General features: G+C 52.1%; 12 protein-coding genes, 2 tRNA genes and 1 other RNA gene. 6 read left to right on the top strand and 9 right to left on the bottom strand.

From position 1 onward, the window contains the following. Position 1 precedes the first annotated feature (1 nt). The 4 genes from purU to GBAG_RS21830 all read left to right on the top strand — a co-directional run bounded on the left by purU (position 2) and on the right by GBAG_RS21830 (position 1,401). Positions 2-844 carry a formyltetrahydrofolate deformylase gene (gene purU / locus GBAG_RS08335; RefSeq protein WP_034494973.1) on the top strand — a complete coding sequence of 281 codons (843 nt, stop codon included), beginning with the start codon at positions 2-4 and terminating at the stop codon, positions 842-844. A 164-nt stretch (positions 845-1,008) separates the two neighbouring features. Further along, positions 1,009-1,093 (top strand) — tRNA-Tyr (locus tag GBAG_RS08330). A gap of 50 nt (positions 1,094-1,143) precedes the next feature. Next, positions 1,144-1,228: transfer RNA gene (locus GBAG_RS08325), tRNA-Tyr, on the top strand. 42 nt (positions 1,229-1,270) lie between these two features. After that, positions 1,271-1,401: non-coding RNA, RtT sRNA (locus GBAG_RS21830), on the top strand. A gap of 130 nt (positions 1,402-1,531) precedes the next feature. Here GBAG_RS21830 and narI read toward each other — a convergent pair. From narI to narU, 8 genes are all read right to left on the bottom strand, one after another. Beyond that, complete coding sequence (gene narI / locus GBAG_RS08320) at positions 1,532-2,209, bottom strand: respiratory nitrate reductase subunit gamma (protein ID WP_034494972.1); 678 nt, start codon at positions 2,207-2,209, stop codon at positions 1,532-1,534. Positions 2,210-2,211: 2 nt separating this feature from the next. Further along, positions 2,212-2,913: a nitrate reductase molybdenum cofactor assembly chaperone gene (gene narJ / locus GBAG_RS08315; protein ID WP_034494971.1), complete on the bottom strand. Its 702-nt coding sequence runs from the start codon at positions 2,911-2,913 to the stop codon at positions 2,212-2,214. Next, on the bottom strand, positions 2,910-4,445 hold the full coding sequence (narH, locus tag GBAG_RS08310) for a nitrate reductase subunit beta (protein ID WP_034494970.1): 1,536 nt from the start codon (positions 4,443-4,445) through the stop codon (positions 2,910-2,912). The genes narJ and narH overlap by 4 nt, the downstream gene beginning before the upstream one ends. Then, on the bottom strand, positions 4,442-8,188 hold the full coding sequence (locus tag GBAG_RS08305; RefSeq protein ID WP_034494969.1) for a nitrate reductase subunit alpha: 3,747 nt from the start codon (positions 8,186-8,188) through the stop codon (positions 4,442-4,444). Before GBAG_RS08305 ends, narH begins: the two co-directional genes overlap by 4 nt. A gap of 341 nt (positions 8,189-8,529) precedes the next feature. Beyond that, the gene (locus GBAG_RS08300) at positions 8,530-9,792 is read right to left on the bottom strand and encodes an MFS transporter (protein WP_034494968.1); all 1,263 of its coding nucleotides are present in this window, start codon (positions 9,790-9,792) and stop codon (positions 8,530-8,532) included. A 99-nt stretch (positions 9,793-9,891) separates the two neighbouring features. Further along, positions 9,892-10,866: a sugar phosphate isomerase/epimerase family protein gene (locus GBAG_RS08295; protein ID WP_034494967.1), complete on the bottom strand. Its 975-nt coding sequence runs from the start codon at positions 10,864-10,866 to the stop codon at positions 9,892-9,894. Next, the gene (locus GBAG_RS08290) at positions 10,863-11,582 is read right to left on the bottom strand and encodes a GntR family transcriptional regulator (protein ID WP_034494966.1); all 720 of its coding nucleotides are present in this window, start codon (positions 11,580-11,582) and stop codon (positions 10,863-10,865) included. The genes GBAG_RS08295 and GBAG_RS08290 overlap by 4 nt, the downstream gene beginning before the upstream one ends. 193 nt (positions 11,583-11,775) lie before the next feature. Beyond that, positions 11,776-13,167 (bottom strand): nitrate/nitrite transporter NarU, encoded by a 1,392-nt coding sequence (narU, locus tag GBAG_RS08285; protein WP_034495098.1) that lies wholly within the window; start codon positions 13,165-13,167, stop codon positions 11,776-11,778. A 309-nt stretch (positions 13,168-13,476) separates the two neighbouring features. On the opposite strand from narU, the gene narX reads away from it, so the two are divergent. Both narX and narL read left to right on the top strand, forming a co-directional pair. After that, positions 13,477-15,261 (top strand): nitrate/nitrite two-component system sensor histidine kinase NarX, encoded by a 1,785-nt coding sequence (gene narX / locus GBAG_RS08280; protein WP_034494965.1) that lies wholly within the window; start codon positions 13,477-13,479, stop codon positions 15,259-15,261. After that, positions 15,254-15,904, top strand: a complete 651-nt coding sequence (gene narL / locus GBAG_RS08275) for a two-component system response regulator NarL (RefSeq protein ID WP_034494964.1) — start codon at positions 15,254-15,256, stop codon at positions 15,902-15,904. The genes narX and narL overlap by 8 nt, the downstream gene beginning before the upstream one ends. A 77-nt stretch (positions 15,905-15,981) precedes the next feature. Here the strand turns inward: narL and GBAG_RS08270 are convergent, their stop codons facing one another. Continuing rightward, complete coding sequence (locus GBAG_RS08270; protein WP_051873667.1) at positions 15,982-17,382, bottom strand: YchO/YchP family invasin; 1,401 nt, start codon at positions 17,380-17,382, stop codon at positions 15,982-15,984. Positions 17,383-17,417: the final 35 nt, after the last annotated feature.

Genomic DNA, 17,417 nt, shown 5'->3' with positions numbered 1-17,417 from the left:
AATGCAATCATTACAGCGAAAAGTACTCCGCACCATTTGCCCTGACGCAAAGGGCCTGATCGCCAAGATCACCAATATTTGTTACAAGCACGAACTGAACATCGTTCAGAACAATGAGTTTGTTGACCATCGCACCGGGCGCTTCTTTATGCGTACCGAACTCGAAGGCATTTTCAACGACACCACTTTGCTGGCAGATTTGGACGGCGCATTGCCTGAAGGTTCATTGCGTGAACTCATTCCAGCTGGCCGTCGCCGCGTGGTGATTCTTGTCACTAAAGAAGCGCACTGCCTGGGCGATTTATTAATGAAAGCGAATTACGGCGGCCTTGATGTCGAAATCGCCGCCGTTATTGGCAACCACGAAACGCTGCGCACTCTGGTCGAGCGTTTTGATATCCCGTTTGAGCTGGTGAGCCATGAAGGTCTGACGCGCGAAGATCACGATAAACAGATGGCTGACGCGATTGAAGCGCATCAACCTGATTATGTGGTGCTGGCTAAATACATGCGCGTGTTAACTCCAGAATTCGTTTCACGCTTCCCGAACCAGATTATCAACATCCACCATTCATTCCTGCCTGCTTTTATTGGCGCACGCCCTTATCACCAGGCCTACGAGCGCGGCGTGAAGATCATAGGCGCCACAGCGCACTATGTGAATGACAATCTGGATGAAGGCCCAATCATCATGCAGGATGTCATTCACGTTGATCACACCTACACCGCGGAAGATATGATGCGTGCCGGGCGTGATGTTGAGAAAAATGTTTTGAGCCGTGCTCTGTATCAGGTTCTGGCGCAACGCGTGTTTGTTTATGGTAATCGCACGATTATTCTGTAGATCAATCATGTAATTGCTTAGGTTTACGACGTTACGTGTAAAAAAACGGCAAACGATTCATTTTCTTACAGCGAATGCTTTACAGCGGCGCTTCATTTGATATGATGCGCCCCGCTTCCAGACAAAGGATGCGAGCAAGAAAGCCAACAAAAAGTAATACCCCTGGCGGGGTTCCCGAGCGGCCAAAGGGAGCAGACTGTAAATCTGCCGTCATCGACTTCGAAGGTTCGAATCCTTCCCCCGCCACCATCTTCAAGCGTTAAGCACGGCCAGTAGTTTCAAACATGCATCACACCCTTGGCGGGGTTCCCGAGCGGCCAAAGGGAGCAGACTGTAAATCTGCCGTCATCGACTTCGAAGGTTCGAATCCTTCCCCCGCCACCATTCTTTGCAATACCTCCAGACAAATCCAAATCGCAGAATCTTTCATATTCCCGTTGGGGAAGGATGAGAAGCTTCGACTAAGGTTCGATTCGAGCAAAGCGAGAAAGCGTTGCCGCAGGCAATGACCCGAAGGGCGAGACGCAAAGCGTCGAGTCATCCTTCCCCCGCCACCATCTCTCGCAATACATCCAAGTAAATCCCCAATCGCATAATATTTAACATTTTTGTTGGACGACACCTTCAACAAACGCACAAAAAAATACCCGGCCGAAGCCAGGTATCTTTCAAAACAAATAACAACACTCAGCGACGAGCGCGAACGACCTGATACTTACGCGTCAAATACTCCACCGGAGCACTCCAGACATGCACCAGACGGGTGAACGGGAACAGCAGGAACAGCGTCATCCCCAACCCCAGATGCACACGGAAGATAAACGCCACGCCATCCAGATGCTCAGATGCGCCGCCGTGGAACGTCACCACCGCCTGCGCCCATCCCACCAGCTTCATCATCTCGCTGCCGTCCATGTGCTGAGCCGAGAACGGAATCGTCAGCAGGCCGAGTGCGCATTGAATCATCAGCAAGCTCAGAATCAAAATATCCGCCACGCTTGATGTCGCCCGCACACGTGGATTAAACAGACGGCGCTTAAGCAGCAGCAAACCGCCCACCAGCGTCATCACACCACATGCGCCACCGGCAATCATCGCCATCTTCTGCTTCACATCAATTGGCAGGAATGACTCGTACATCCAGTGTGGCGTTAACATGCCGAGGAAGTGCCCGGCGAAAATCCCCAGAATCCCGATATGGAACAGGTTTGACGCCAGATTCATCCCTTTGCGATCGAGCATTTGGCTGGAACCGGCTTTCCACGTGTACTGCCCGTAGTCATAGCGCAGCCAACTGCCCAGCAGGAACACCGTACCGCAAATGTACGGATACATGTCATAGAAGAACACATTGAGAAAATGCATGATTACTGTCCTCCGATATTCAGATACTGCGGAGCGACAGCCCCGGCAAAACGACGCTGATGGCTGCTAATTTCAGACTCGCCACACCCTGCCTCTGCAACAAATTTCACCTGCTCTTCTTCCCAAACGGCATCCAGCGCTTGCGGAGTGTCATCACGTGCTTCACCGGCAATTTGTTGGCTCACACTTTCAACGGCCACATCGCTTTGCGATAACCCCAACAGCACGTCAAACAGAACGGCGTAATCACTTTCACGCTGTTTCAGGCGTGCTGCCAGCAGTGCCAGAATCGGTGCCACATCCTGCAAACCGCCACGCGCTTCGGCTTCGTCGCGTTGTGACAAGTATTCCAGGTACAACGGAAGATGGTCCGGCAACTCGCGGCTGTCGATTTCCATACCCGCCTGCTGATACTGGTTCATCAGGTTCACCATCGCCTGCCCGCGATCACGGGATTCACCGTGAACGTGTTCGAACAGCAATAGCGAGGTCGCGCGGCCACGGTCAAACAGTTCGCTGTAACTTGCCTGCGCATCCAGCAAATCACGGTTGCACAATGAGGTAATGAAACCGTTGAGCTGGGCCGCCGGTTGCAGATTTAACGCACTCCCTTCAGCCAATGCCTCGCGGAGTTCCTGTTGATGCTGCCACAGGGCAGCATCCGGATACTCCAGCAAGCGGGAAATCACCAGAAGTTCAATCATGGTTTTGGCTCCGTTTTGCTGGACACATCAATCGCGTCGATACGTTTACTGTTGAACAGGTTGAATTTGCTGTCAGAGCCATGGCAGCCATCACCAAAGCTGAAACCACAACCTTTGCTTTCAGGGAATGCATCTGCGGCCAGTTCACGGTGGCTGCTTGGGATCACGAAGCGATCTTCGTAGTTCGCAATGGCCAGGTAGCGATACATTTCCTGCGCCTGCGCTTCAGTCAAACCCACTTCTTCCAGCGCGCTAATATCGTGAACACCTTCCACCGTTTCAGCACGTTTGTAATGGCGCATCGCCATCATGCGTTTCAGAGCGCGCAGAACCGGCGCGGTGTCACCCGCAGTCAACAGATTTGCCAGGTATTCCACCGGAATACGCAGGCTTTCAACGTCAGGCAGGATCCCGGTATGCGGAAGCTCACCTGCGTCAGCCGCAGACTGAATTGGCGACAACGGTGGCACATACCACACCATCGGCAGCGTGCGATATTCCGGGTGCAAAGGCAGCGCCAGTTTCCAGTCCATCGCCATTTTATAAACTGGCGATTGCTGTGCTGCGTCGATTACGCTCTGCGGAATGCCGTCTTTCAGCGCTTGTTCAATCACCGCCGGGTCATTCGGGTTGAGGAAAATGCTCAACTGACGCTCGTACAGATCTTTTTCGTTCTCGGTGCTGGCTGCGGATTCAATCGCATCCGCGTCGTACAACAACACGCCGAGGTAACGAATACGACCTACGCAAGTCTCGGAACAGACAGTGGGTTGGCCTGCTTCGATACGCGGGTAACAGAAAATGCATTTTTCTGATTTGCCGCTCTTCCAGTTGAAGTAGATTTTTTTGTACGGGCAACCGGTGATGCACATCCGCCAGCCGCGGCATTTGTCCTGGTCAATCAGCACAATACCGTCTTCTTCACGCTTATAAATCGCACCGCTCGGGCAAGTCGCCACACACGCCGGGTTCAGGCAGTGCTCGCACAAGCGCGGTAGATACGCCATAAAGGTGTTTTCGAACTGGCCGTACATCGCCTTCTGCATGTTGACGAAGTTCTGATCTTTGGCGCGTTTTTCAAATTCGCCACCGAGGATCTCTTCCCAGTTCGGGCCAGCTTCGATTTTGTTCATGCGCTGGCCGGTAATCAGCGAGCGTGGGCGTGCAATCGGCTGGTGCTTACCCTCCGGCGCGTTATGAAGATGCTGATAGTCATAATCAAACGGCTCGTAATAATCGTCGATGCCCGGCAGATGCGGGTTAGCGAAGATTTTACCCAGCAACATGGCGCGGTTGCCCATGCGCGGTTGCAGTTTGCCGTTGATTTTACGAATCCAACCGCCCTTCCATTTCTCCTGGTTTTCCCAGTCGTTCGGGTAGCCAATCCCCGGTTTGGTTTCGACGTTATTGAACCACGCGTACTCCATCCCTTCGCGGCTGGTCCAGACGTTTTTACAGGTCACAGAACAGGTGTGACAGCCGATGCATTTATCAAGATTCAGCACCATGCCGACTTGTGAACGAATTTTCATTTTACGCTCTCCTGTTTCTGGTCGTTGCCTTCACCGTCTAACCAGTTAATGTCTTTCATCTTGCGCACCACCACGAACTCATCACGGTTTGACCCGACGGTGCCGTAGTAGTTAAAGCCGTAGGCCAGTTGCGCGTAGCCGCCAATCATGTGCGTTGGTTTCGGGCTAATTCGGGTGACCGAGTTATGAATCCCCCCGCGTTGACCGGTAATTTCAGAACCCGGCAGGTTCACGATGCGTTCCTGGGCGTGATACATCATGGTCATGCCTTCCGGCACACGCTGGCTCACCACCGCACGCGCCGTCAGCGCGCCGTTTTTGTTGAACACTTCAATCCAGTCGTTATCTTCGATGCCCAGATCTTTGGCGTCGATTTCACTCATCCAGACAATCGGGCCGCCGCGTGACAGCGTCAGCATCAGCAAGTTGTCGCTGTAAGTTGAGTGAATGCCCCATTTCTGGTGCGGCGTCAGGAAGTTCAGCGCTTTTTCCGGGTTACCGTTCGATTTCTTACCCATCACACCTTTTACGGAGCGGGTATCAATCGGCGGACGGTATACCAGCAGGCTTTCGCCAAAATCACGCATCCACTGGTGATCCTGATACAGCTGCTGGCGGCCAGACAGCGTGCGCCATGGAATCAGCTCATGAACGTTGGTGTAACCCGCGCTGTAAGAAACGTGTTCGTCTTCAAGGCCAGACCAGGTCGGGCTGGAGATGATTTTGCGCGGCTGCGCCTGGATATCGCGGAAGCGAATCTTTTCGTCTTCTTTATTGAGCGCCAGGTGCGTGTGGTCACGACCGGTAAACTCACTCAGTGCTGCCCAGGCTTTCACCGCCACCTGGCCGTTGGTTTCGGGTGCCAGGGTGAGGATCATTTCTGCGGCATCAATCGCCGTGTTAATCATCGGCTGGCCTTTCGCCGGGCCATCTGCTTTGGTGTAATTAAGCTTACGCAGCAAGTCCATCTCAGACTGGGTATTCCAGGCGATGCCCTTGCCGCCGTTACCGATGGTTTCCATCAGCGGGCCAATCGAGGTGAAACGCTCGTAAGTCGCCGGGTAATCACGTTCAACGGTGATCAAATGCGGTGCAGTTTTACCCGGAATCAGGTCACATTCGCCTTTTTTCCAGTCCATCACGCCAAACGGCTGCGCCAGTTCTGCGGCGGAGTCGTGCTGAATCGGCAGTGTCACCACGTCGGTTTCTTTGCCTAAATGGCCGACGCACACTTCGGAGAATTTCTTCGCGATGGCTTTATAAATTTCCCAGTCGCTTTTTGAATCCCAGGCTGGGTCAACCGCGGCAGTAAGCGGGTGAATAAACGGATGCATGTCCGAAGTATTCATATCGTCTTTCTCATACCAGGTCGCCGTTGGCAGCACGATATCGGAATACAAACAGGTGCTCGACAGACGGAAGTCCAGCGTCACGACCAAGTCCAGTTTGCCATCCAGACCGTTATCGACCCACTCGACTTCTTCCGGCATCACGCCGCCTTCTTTGCCCAAATCTTTGCCCTGAATACCGTTCTCAGTACCCAACAGGTATTTGAGCATGTACTCGTGGCCCTTACCGGAAGAACCCAGCAGGTTTGAGCGCCAGACGAACAAGTTGCGCGGATGGTTATTGCCCGCATCCGGTTGCTCCGCTGCAAAGCGAATGTCGCCGCTTTTCAGTTGCTGCGCGGTGAAATCAGCCGGGCTCATGCCCGCCGCTTTCGCCTGCTTCGCAATGTGTAATGGGTTGGTGTTCAACTGCGGTGCCGATGGCAACCAGCCCATGCGTTCAGCACGCACGTTGAAGTCAATCAAATGACCGCTATAACGGGATTTATCTGCCAGCGGAGACAACAGTTCTTCGGCAGTCAACGACTCGTAGCGCCACTGGCTGGAATGGTTGTAGAAGAATGACGTGCTGTTCATGTGGCGTGGCGGGCGCTGCCAGTCGAGAGCAAATGCCAGCGGAGTCCAGCCGGTTTGTGGACGCAGTTTTTCCTGGCCCACATAGTGTGCCCAGCCGCCGCCGCTTTGGCCGACGCAACCGCAGAAGATCAGCATATTGATCAGGCCACGGTAGTTCATGTCCATGTGGAACCAGTGGTTCATACCGGCACCGACGATGATCATCGAACGTCCATGGGTTTTGTCGGCGTTGTCAGCAAATTCACGAGCGATACGGATAATGTTCTGGCGAGAAACGCCAGTGATTTGTTCCGCCCACGCCGGGGTATACGCTTTCACGTCGTCATAGCTGGAGGCGCAGTTTTCGTCGTTCAGGCCGCGATCCAGACCATAGTTCGCCAGCGTCAGGTCATAAACGGTCGTGACCAGCGTGCTTGAACCATCTGCCAGTTGAATACGTTTCACCGGCAGTTTGTGCATTAGCACGTTATCGAGCTTAACGTTGCTGAAGTGTTCGGTGCTTTCACCACCAAAATATGGGAAGCCCACATCCGCCACTTCGTCGTGGCTGCCGAGCAGGCTCAGGCGCAGTTCGGCTTCTTCGCCGCTGGTGCCATCACGTTGCTCCAGGTTCCACTTGCCCTTCTCGCCCCAGCGGTATCCGATAGAACCGTTTGGTGCCAGCAGTTCGCCGTTCTGGTTATCGAGTGCAACGGTTTTCCATTGCGGGTTATTTTCCTGACCCAGACCATCAACCAGATCGGACGCACGTAACATGCGGCCTGCCGCGTAGAAGCCGTCACGCTCTTCGAGCATCACCAGCATTGGCATGTCGGTGTAACGGCGAACGTAATCGGTGAAATATTGGCTTGGGTTATCGAGATGGAATTCACGCAGCATCACGTGGCCCATCGCCAGCGCCATCGCCGCATCCGTACCTTGTTTCGGTGCCAGCCACTGGTCGCACAGCTTGGCGATTTCAGCGTAATCCGGCGTAACCGCCACGGTTTTGGTACCTTTGTAACGCACTTCGGTAAAGAAGTGAGCATCTGGCGTACGCGTCTGCGGAACGTTAGAACCCCAGGCGATGATGTAGCTTGAGTTGTACCAGTCTGCGGATTCCGGCACGTCCGTCTGCTCGCCCCAGGTCATCGGTGAAGCTGGCGGCAAATCGCAATACCAGTCGTAGAAGCTCAGGCAAGTCCCGCCAATCAGGGAAAGGTAGCGCGCGCCAGAAGCATACGACACCATCGACATCGCCGGAATCGGCGAGAAGCCTGCGATACGGTCAGGGCCGAACGTTTTTGCGGTAAAGACGTTAGCGGCGGCAATCAGTTCATTTACTTCAGCCCAGCTTGAGCGCACAAAACCACCGCGACCACGGGCTTGTTTATAACTTTTTGCTTTTTCCGGGTCGTTGATGATTGAGGCCCAGGCATCGACGGGGTCTTCGTGCAGAGTTTTCGCTTCACGCCAAAGTTTGATCAGACGCTTGCGCATCAAAGGATATTTCAGGCGGTTCGCGCTATAGAGATACCAGGAATAACTGGCGCCGCGTGGGCACCCGCGTGGTTCATGGTTTGGCATATCCGGGCGAGTACGCGGGTAGTCAGTTTGTTGAGTTTCCCAGGTCACCAGGCCACTTTTGACGTAGATCTTCCAGCTACAGGAGCCTGTGCAGTTTACACCGTGAGTGGAGCGAACCACTTTGTCGTGCTGCCAACGCTGACGATAACCTTCTTCCCAATCACGATTGGTATCGAGCAGTTGGCCATGTCCATCGGCAAAAGTTTCGCCCTTCTGTTTGAAGTACCGAAACCGGTCAAGAAATTTGCTCATCGGGGTTCTCCTGATGTGGAGCCTGGAGGCTCTATCTTATGAATACGACATTGCTAATTTGTTGGCACGGTAACGCGCGCATATGAAGGGAGAATTGATAACGATCAACTGGGGCGGAGGAAGATTTGCACGTAGACGGTCGATATACCACCAAAGTGGCAATCCGTACTTTATAGTTAAGCAACTGATATATAATCAAAATAACGATTCTCTACTTTCTGCAAGGAGTAGAAATCAGAGCGACTGGGTATTAAGGGGTAAGTCAGCCAATATAGGGGGCATTGAAGCAAAAAAATGGGGCATCCCCTTGCAGAGAAGCCCCATGTTGAATGGTGTAATGATCAGACAGTTAGCGGTTCTGCTTTGCGTTCCGCACGAATGTTTTTGATAAGCAGGCCCGAAATCACTATTCCGGCGCAGGCGAAAACAGCCATCAAGCCAAACACGATTTTGTAGCCCAATAACCCTGGGTTGGTATCTAAGATGTAGCCATACAGGCTGTAGCAGAACATCGCTGGGGCATAACCGATAAAACTTCCTAACGCCATTGCCGCACCGGTATTTTTCTCACTGATTCCCGCCTCGCCAATAGGGGCAAAAAATACCGCTCGCTGAGTAAAGATGACCGCACCAAACATCAGGGTGCAGGCCATGCCTAAATAAACAGGCATTTGTTCATGAGGCAGTAATATTAATGCAACCAAAGCCAGCGCACTAATTATAAAGGTATAGAACAAATATTGGCTGGGTGATTTTAAAACCTTATCCGCAATTAACCCACCAATCGGGCCACCTACCATTTTCAAACAATACTGATTGATAATCCCATACGCCCCTACCAATGCAATCGGTAAAGCGTAGACATTTCTTAAGAATGGAATAAAGAATGTCAGCCCGCAATACACCGCATAAACACAGAACACGCTAAAAGCGATTAGCCAGACAGTTTTGTTTTTTAATACACCGCCCAGGCCGGGGTTCGCTTCTTTTTTCTCTGCCTTCTCTTGTTTAGCCGCTTGTTCTTCCGGACTTTCTTTTAATACAAAGAAAATAACCACACCGACCAGAATAGCGATAAAAGAGTAAAACAATATTGCGGCTTTAAATCCAAAATAATCGCTGCCAAACCAGGTGAACACCGCCAGGGCGCTAAATGCGATAACGGTATCGACAATTCCTCGCCCGGTTTCAAAGAAGCCAAACAAGCGCCCCTGTTGAGTGTTGTCCCCCAGCAAGCTCACCGACTTTAGCAACACCGGCCAGTTGAGCATGTCGCAAGTCACGCCGAACAACGCCCAGACAAAGAGTATCCCCCAGTAGCCTGGCATGGTAGAAAGATAGATCCCCAGCAGGCCAGTCGCAATCAGTGAAAGCGACATGGTAAAGCGGCGCGGTAGTTTGTCGGAAAAGTAAATGGATAAGAAGAAACCAATGGTCGTGACAATGGAGTTAACCGACATCGCATTACCAATCTCACCGTTGGTCAGGTGAAAATACTCCTGCATCGGAACATAAAATGCGTCTTTCAAGGACGGCAATTTATATATTGTCCCGCCGCACAGAACCAACAAACTAAATATAGTCCATCTTTTTTTAGATAGCATAAGACACCCACCCCTGAATTAGCGGAATTAATTATTATTTTGAGAGTACAGTTACCTCACAAAAAGTGAGACAGCTGAATTTAAATGTTTATTGATTAATTACTTTCTTAAAATAGCCACAGCGTCTTTATGAAGATCGCCAAGAATATTACGCACATGCATTATTTGATTCATTGCATCGTCAATTTCTTTATTGAGCCTTTCTTCCAGCCCGGAGGTCGGCAACGGGGTTTCACTCATCTGGCGCAATGGAATCCACGGGTTTTTATCTTCGTTGGTAAAACGAAATGCCGGTGCGTAATAATCTACTTCTTCTTCAAGACCGAAGGCGGTGACTTGCGGTTTATCTTCGCCCAGACAAATTAATTGCAGTAATAATTCTTTAAACGGTAATTCACCTTCGCCAGAAATACATGCGGTATGCCCGCGCCCTTCACCTTCGTGATTGATTAACGCATCTTTGATATGCACCTGAGTGACTTCTTTTCCCATCACCGCCAGCGCCTCAAGCGGCTCTTCGTTGGCATTAATCATGTTGGCAAAGTCAAACAGCAGGGAAAGCTGCGGAAAATCAGCCTGTTGAACCAGCTGCACCAGTTCGTGACTCTGTAAATCTTCGTGTTGCTCAAGCGTAAATGTCAGGCCGCTGTGTTGGTATTGCGCTTTAATGTATTGAATATCCTGAGCAATGATTTCCATGACCTCAGAAAGTGTCCCTTCATAGCGCGGATAAAACCGCACCGAAGTCGCCCCGGATTTCAGCGCAATGTTCACCGCCTCATCAATGGTTTGGGCATCCGAGGCGCTGGTTTCGATGTGAACATCCAACCCCAACTGGCGCGATTTTTCTGCAAACTTCTCAAGTCGCTCATCGCTGGCATGCCGTAACGACTGGCTTTCTCCATCCACAACATGAATTTTCACCCCTTTCAGTTGCTGCTGGCTGGCAATATCCAGTAAATCTTCCGGCAGAATCTTCTCCATGCGCATATTTAAATGAAACGCATAGGCATGTAGATACAGCGGCAGATTTGCGGCGCGTTCGACAATTTTTGTAGCCTGGATGTTGTTCATGGAAACTCCTGGAAATCGATATAAAACTCTACTGATTCAAAACGCCAATATTCGATATCAACCTGAATAACTTGCCCGGCTTCGTCGGCGCGGTATTTTTCAACCCGGATAGAAGGTGTCCCTGCGGTGCCGCCCATCCCTTTGCAAGCCCCTGCCGAAAGTCGTGTGGGTTTAAACGCTAAATGCTGCGTGTGCGAACTTTTGCCGAAGGCTTCTTGCCATACATCAACAAAAGAACGATCGCCTAATTTGTCGATAAAACCGGGAGCGGACTGCGCGTTGATAAAGGTTTCGTGATAGAAAACTTTATGGTTATCAAGCGCTCCCCAGCCGCAAATTTTGTAGATTTCATCACCGTCTTTTACATTCAACTGCGACAAAATTTCGGGTTCCGCGGTATAAACCCGCTCTTTTTCCAGAAAACCCCAGGACGGCAAACGCCCCTGTTCCAGAGCTGCCTGCTTAAAACTGGTGGAAGTGTTCGGGGTGTATTTGAAGCACGGCAATGCCACAAACCAGCCGCGACGATCTTTACGAAAGACCTTTTCTTCCCCTTCGAGAAACAACAACGCCTGTCGCAGTGTCATGCGTTTAATGCCCAGTAATTCTTCCAGCTCACGCTCGGAAGGTAATTTCCCGCCCGGCTGGACGACACCTTTGCTCAGCCAGTCATTGAGCATCTCTTTTGCCGTTTCTACGGTGGAATGGGTTTGCATGTTTTAATCCATTTGGTTTAAACCAGATTTATCGTCACGGTACTCTTAGCCAGTGAATGTGACAATGGGATCTGGCGGGGTAGTTATTCTAAATGTGAGGTTTCTCGCAGAATAAAGCCGGATCGGGGAGGAATTTCAGGCAAAAAAAAGCGCGACCGAAGTCGCGCAAGGGATAACCAAAAGGTCAAAACGATTATTTGGATGACTTCCGACCATATACGGCCCAGGTGATCACCACACAAACAATATAAAACACCAGGAACACTTTCATCGCGCCCGCCGGAGAACCGGTCAGCGCAAGCGAGGTGCCGAACGCTTTCGGGATAAAGAACCCGCCAATCGCACCAATGGCAGAGATGAACCCCAGTGCCGCAGCAGTATCAGTTGCCGCTTCACGCAGCGCACGCTCTTCCGTTCCACCCTGCGCTTTCACGCGGTCCATGGTCAATTTGCGGAAGATAACGGAGATCATCTGGAAGGTAGAACCACTCCCCAGACCAGCCGTCAGGAACAGCATCAGGAACACGCCAAAGAAGGCAATAAAGTTACCGCCAACGCCATTGTGAGGCAGCGTGGTAAACAGCAGCGCACTGAAAATTGCCATGAAGATAAAGTTCAACAGCGAAACACGCGTGCCGCCAAAACGGTCAGAAATCGCCCCACCCGCAGAACGAGCCAGCGCACCAAACAGCGGGCCGAAGAAAGCAAAGTGCAAGATATTGACGTCAGGGAACTGCGTTTTAGCCAGCATCGCAAAACCAGCGGAGAAACCGATAAACGAGCCGAACGTCGCCAGATACAGCACGCCCATAATCCACAGGTGGGCACGTTTCAGAACCGGCAACTGCTCTTTTAAAGAGGCTTTAGACGTGGCCAGGTCGTTCATGCCAAACCAGGCTGCAATGGTGAAGATAGCCAACAGCGGCACCCAAACCCATGCGGCGTTTTCGAGGAACAGCATGGTGCCGTCAGCCTGCTCAACGCCTGTTCCGCCAAATACAGCAAACATGGAAAGCGAGATCACCAGCGGGGCGACTAACTGCATCACGCTCACGCCCAGGTTACCTAAACCGCCGTTAATACCCAGCGCGCCGCCCTGTTTTGCTTTCGGGAAGAAGAAACTGATGTTTGCCATGCTGGAAGCAAAGTTCGCCCCGGCGAAGCCGCACAGCAACGCAATCATGATAAACACGCTAAAAGGTGTTGCCGGGTTTTGCACCGCGAAGCCCAACCACACGCAAGGGATGATCAAAATCCCGGTGCTGAATGCGGTCCAGCGGCGGCCACCGAACACAGGCACCATAAAGGAGTAAGGCACGCGCAGCAAAGCACCGGACACAGACGGCAGCGCCGTCAGCATAAAGAGTTGGTCAGTGGTGAAGTTAAAACCGACTTTGTTCAGGTTAACGGCTACCGCGCTGAACAGCATCCAGACGCAGAACGCCAACAGCAAACACGGAACGGAAATCCATAAGTTACGGCTGGCAATGCCGTGACCCTTACTTTGCCAGAATGCGGGTTCTTCTGGTCGCCATTCGGTGATGAGCGACCCCGATTTCTGGTTATTTGTGGGGGACTGAGACATAAACACCTCAAAAAGAGTGAGAGTAATTGCCGCCACATTAGGTGCTAACGAGGAATAAAAATTGATGTGAATCAAGGGATAACCCATCAGAATAATGGTCAAAAAATAACCGTCATTCTTTGTGGGTAATGAACAAATCCGTAAATAGTGTGGTTTTTCACATGCCTGAAAGAAGCTGTTAATACCCTTACACTGAAATATGCCACCCCTGGCAATTAGTGGGTAATCCTTAAGGGGTATGGGTATACTCCGGGGGATGTCTGAAAATACCCGCATTGTCATTTTTCACTCAACGGAGTTCCTCTGTTAATGCTTAAACGCCTGCTCTCTCCGCTCACTTTGTTCAACCAACTGGCCTTAATTGTGCTGTTGCTGGCATTGTTGGGTGTCGCGGGTATGAGTCTTGCGGGCTGGCTGGCGCAAGGAATTCAGGGTAACGCGCACGCCATCAATAAAGCGGGTTCGATGCGCATGCAAAGCTATCGTCTGCTGGCGTCTATTCCGCTTAACGATCAGGACAACGCGCTGCTCGATGAGATGGAACAAACCACCTGGAGCAAAGATTTACAGGAGGCGGCGGAACAAGACGGCCAACAAGATAAACTCGCCGCCCTGCAACATTACTGGCGTGAGGAACTCGAACCCGCGCTGCGCCGTGCCAACAATGCCGACCAGGTTAAACCGCATGTTGCCGGTTTTGTCGCCCGCATAGATAAGCTTGTCACCACCTTTGATCACACCACCGAAATGCGCCTGCACCGGATTATCCAGCTGCAACTTGGCATGGCGGCATTAATGGGCCTGCTGATCATTTTCACCGTCATCTGGTTACGCAAACAGTTACTGCGTCCCTGGCAGAAATTGCTGACCATGGCGCAGGCGATTGGGCAGCGGGACTTCACTCACCGCGTGAACGTCCGTGGTCGCAATGAAATGGCAACGCTCGGCATCGCGCTTAATAGCATGTCTGCCGAACTGGCGGAAAGCTACGCCAGCCTTGAGCAACGCGTGCGTGAAAAAACCGCCGGGCTTGAGCAAAAAAACCAGATCCTCTCATTTTTGTATCAGGCTAACCGCCGCCTGCACTCGCAAGCTCCGCTGTGCCAGCGCCTGTCGCCGGTTCTCAGCGAATTACAGCATTTGACCCCGCTGCGTAACATCGAGCTGCGGGTTTATGAATATGAAGACGAAGAGAATTACGAAGAATATACCTACCAACCTGACAGCAGTTGTGAAGCCAGCGGCTGTAATCTTTGCCCGCGCGAGCCATTGCTACAACCTTGCGAAACCACCGCACAAAAATGGCGTTTGACCGATAACCACATTCAGTACGGTCTGGTGCTGGCGCAATTACCGCTCGGTAGCAGCCTGACGCATGACCAGCAGCAACTGGTTTTAACCCTGATGGAACAGCTCACCGCCACGTTGGCGCTTGAGCGGCAGTACGAGCGCCAGCAGCAACTGGTGGTCATGGAAGAACGTTCAGCCATCGCCCGCGAATTGCATGATTCTATCGCCCAGTCGCTCTCCTGCCTGAAAATGCAGGTCAGCTGTCTGCAAATGCAAGGCGCTTCCCTTCCCCCTGAAATGCAGACGCTGCTGGGGCAGATGCGTAGCGAGCTGAATACTTCATGGCGACAACTGCGTGAATTACTGACGACCTTCCGCCTGCAATTAATCGAGCCGGGGCTGCGCCCGGCGCTGGAAGCCAGTTGCCGCGAATTTAGCGAAAAACTGGGCTTCCCGGTCAATCTGGATTACCAGGTGCCGCCGCGCCTGGTGCCGTCTCATCAGGCCATTCACCTGGTGCAAATTACCCGTGAAGCGTTAAATAACAGTCTGAAACACGCCAACGCCACCGCAAGTGGCGTCAGCGTAATTCATCGCGACAATCAAATTACCTTAACCATCTGGGATAACGGCTGTGGCATTCCCGACAACGGCGAGCGCCGTAACCATTACGGTCTTATTATTATGCGAGATCGTGCGCAAAGTCTGAGAGGCGATTGCCAGGTGCGCGAACGCCCTGGTGGCGGCACTCAGGTCATCGTGAGTTTTATCCCCGAAATAAACCCAGGAGCACAACATGAGTAACCCGGAAGCCTCGACCATATTGCTTATCGACGATCATCCCATGCTGCGCACTGGCGTTAAACAACTCATCAGTATGGCGCCGGAACTGGCGGTTGTTGGTGAAGCGGGGAATGGTGAACAAGGCGTACAACTTGCCGAAGAACTCGACCCTGATTTGATCCTGTTGGATTTGAATATGCCGGGGATGAACGGACTGGAAACACTCGATTGCCTGCGTGAAAAACCGCTGTCTGGTCGCATTGTGGTATTCAGCGTTTCAAATCATGAGGAAGACGTTGTCACCGCGCTGAAACGCGGCGCAGATGGTTATCTGCTGAAAGATATGGAACCGGAAGATTTGCTCAAGGCTCTGCAACAAGCCGCTGCGGGTGAAATGGTATTAAGCGAAGCATTAACGCCAGTGCTGGCCGCCAGCCTGCGTGCCAACCGCGCCACGTCTGACCGCGACGTTAACCTGCTGACACCACGCGAGCGCGATATCCTTAAACTCATCGCCCAGGGTTTGCCGAATAAGATGATTGCCCGCCGCCTCGATATCACCGAAAGCACGGTGAAAGTTCACGTGAAGCACCTGCTTAAAAAGATGAAACTGAAATCCCGTGTCGAAGCGGCGGTTTGGGTGCATCAGGACCGGATATTTTAAGGTTAGAACGGGGAATGTGGTGGATGATGCTTCGCTTATCCACCCTACAAAACCAAACCGTATCCCGAAATCACAGATTATTGCGGTAACAACTCATAACGTGGATCGGCAAGTGGACTCACCACCAACGGCTCCGCCAGTTTCAGCGTAATCCAGTTAGACGTCACTTTCTGGCCCTTATCATCTTCAATCACCACAGAAAGACGATATTCATTCGGGCCGTTATCGTTCCACATCGGCATGATCATGCTCCAGCCGTTAGTGTCGCGGTTATTCGCAGGCGGCGTCAGGCTCAATGCCTGAGTATCTCCCTGCCAGGTAATACTGCGAATACCGTGGCTGGCGCGGATTTGCAGCTTAAGTGCCACCGTTTCGCCCGTGTGCAATTCCCATGGCGGCGTCGCCAAAAATACCGATAACGTTTTACGCTGGCGATATTCCATCACCGGCAAGGAATCACGCTCCACGTTGTCGTAACGGCTGCCGCGTAATGAACTGGTGGTCGCAACTTCAGCCGCAGACAACTGTTTTGCCACCGGCACACCAAAACGGTAATTCAGCTTCAGGCCGAGATTATCCTGCGATACGCCGCTTTCACCCTGCTTATGCTGCGCGGTGAGCGTCAGCAGCGGTATCGGCGTGTAACTCAATCCCATCGTCACCGCCACCGGGTTACGATAACCCGTACCGCTATCGAACAAGTCAACGCTATTACCGTAGTATTTCTCGAAGCTGAGGCTGGTATTGATATGGCGATAAAACGGCAGCCACGCCTGCGCGGTAATGTCATAACCTCGCGCCAGACGCTGCTCCAGAGTTTCGCTACTCCCGTCCTGCCAACTGGATAATGGCTGATAATAATTAGCCGAAAGACGTAAATACTCGCCCCACGCTTCGGTGCCAAACCCGGCACGCTGTAAATTGTTGGCAAGCTGATTGTCGTAAAAAGCGTTATATCCCAGCAGCCAGCCGCCCGCCACCCAACGCTGCCCGGCACCGATATTCCCTATCGACCCGTCGTCATGCTGGGTAAATCCCACCTGGCTCCAGGTGAGATAACGGTTGTTATCCTGCCAGGGCGTAAACAAAGAGGCGCTGCTGCCGTTCCAGTTACCGTGCTCATCCACCAGCAAATTGACGCTGGCTTTCCCCCAGGGAGATAACAGCGATTCCGCTTCACTGGTGACTTTGTCGGTAAGCACATCGCGCAGGCGAGTAAAAGCCAGCAATCGCGCCTGATCCCCCGCATCCAGCCCATCATCGACCATGCTGGCTTCACCGAATTTCTTTGCCATGGCGGCAATTTCGCGTGCGGCGGCATCCGATTCCGGGGCCATACCCAGATCGGGCAGTTGTTCGGTTGACTGGTCAAAAGGGTTTTCGGCTCTCTCGATAAAGTTCTGCCGGGTACTGGCAGCCCCTCCAGCGCTAAGGAGTGCGTATGACAGGGTGAAAAATGGAACGGCTTTTCTAAACATCTGGAAATTATAACATCACACCGCAGCAATTCATT

Origin of the sequence: Buttiauxella agrestis ATCC 33320 (genome assembly GCF_000735355.1) — a bacterium.
GTDB classification, from domain to species: Bacteria; Pseudomonadota; Gammaproteobacteria; order Enterobacterales; family Enterobacteriaceae; genus Buttiauxella; species Buttiauxella agrestis.
Note: the sequence above shows the minus strand (reverse complement) of the source record. Positions and strands in the feature narration are given on the sequence as shown.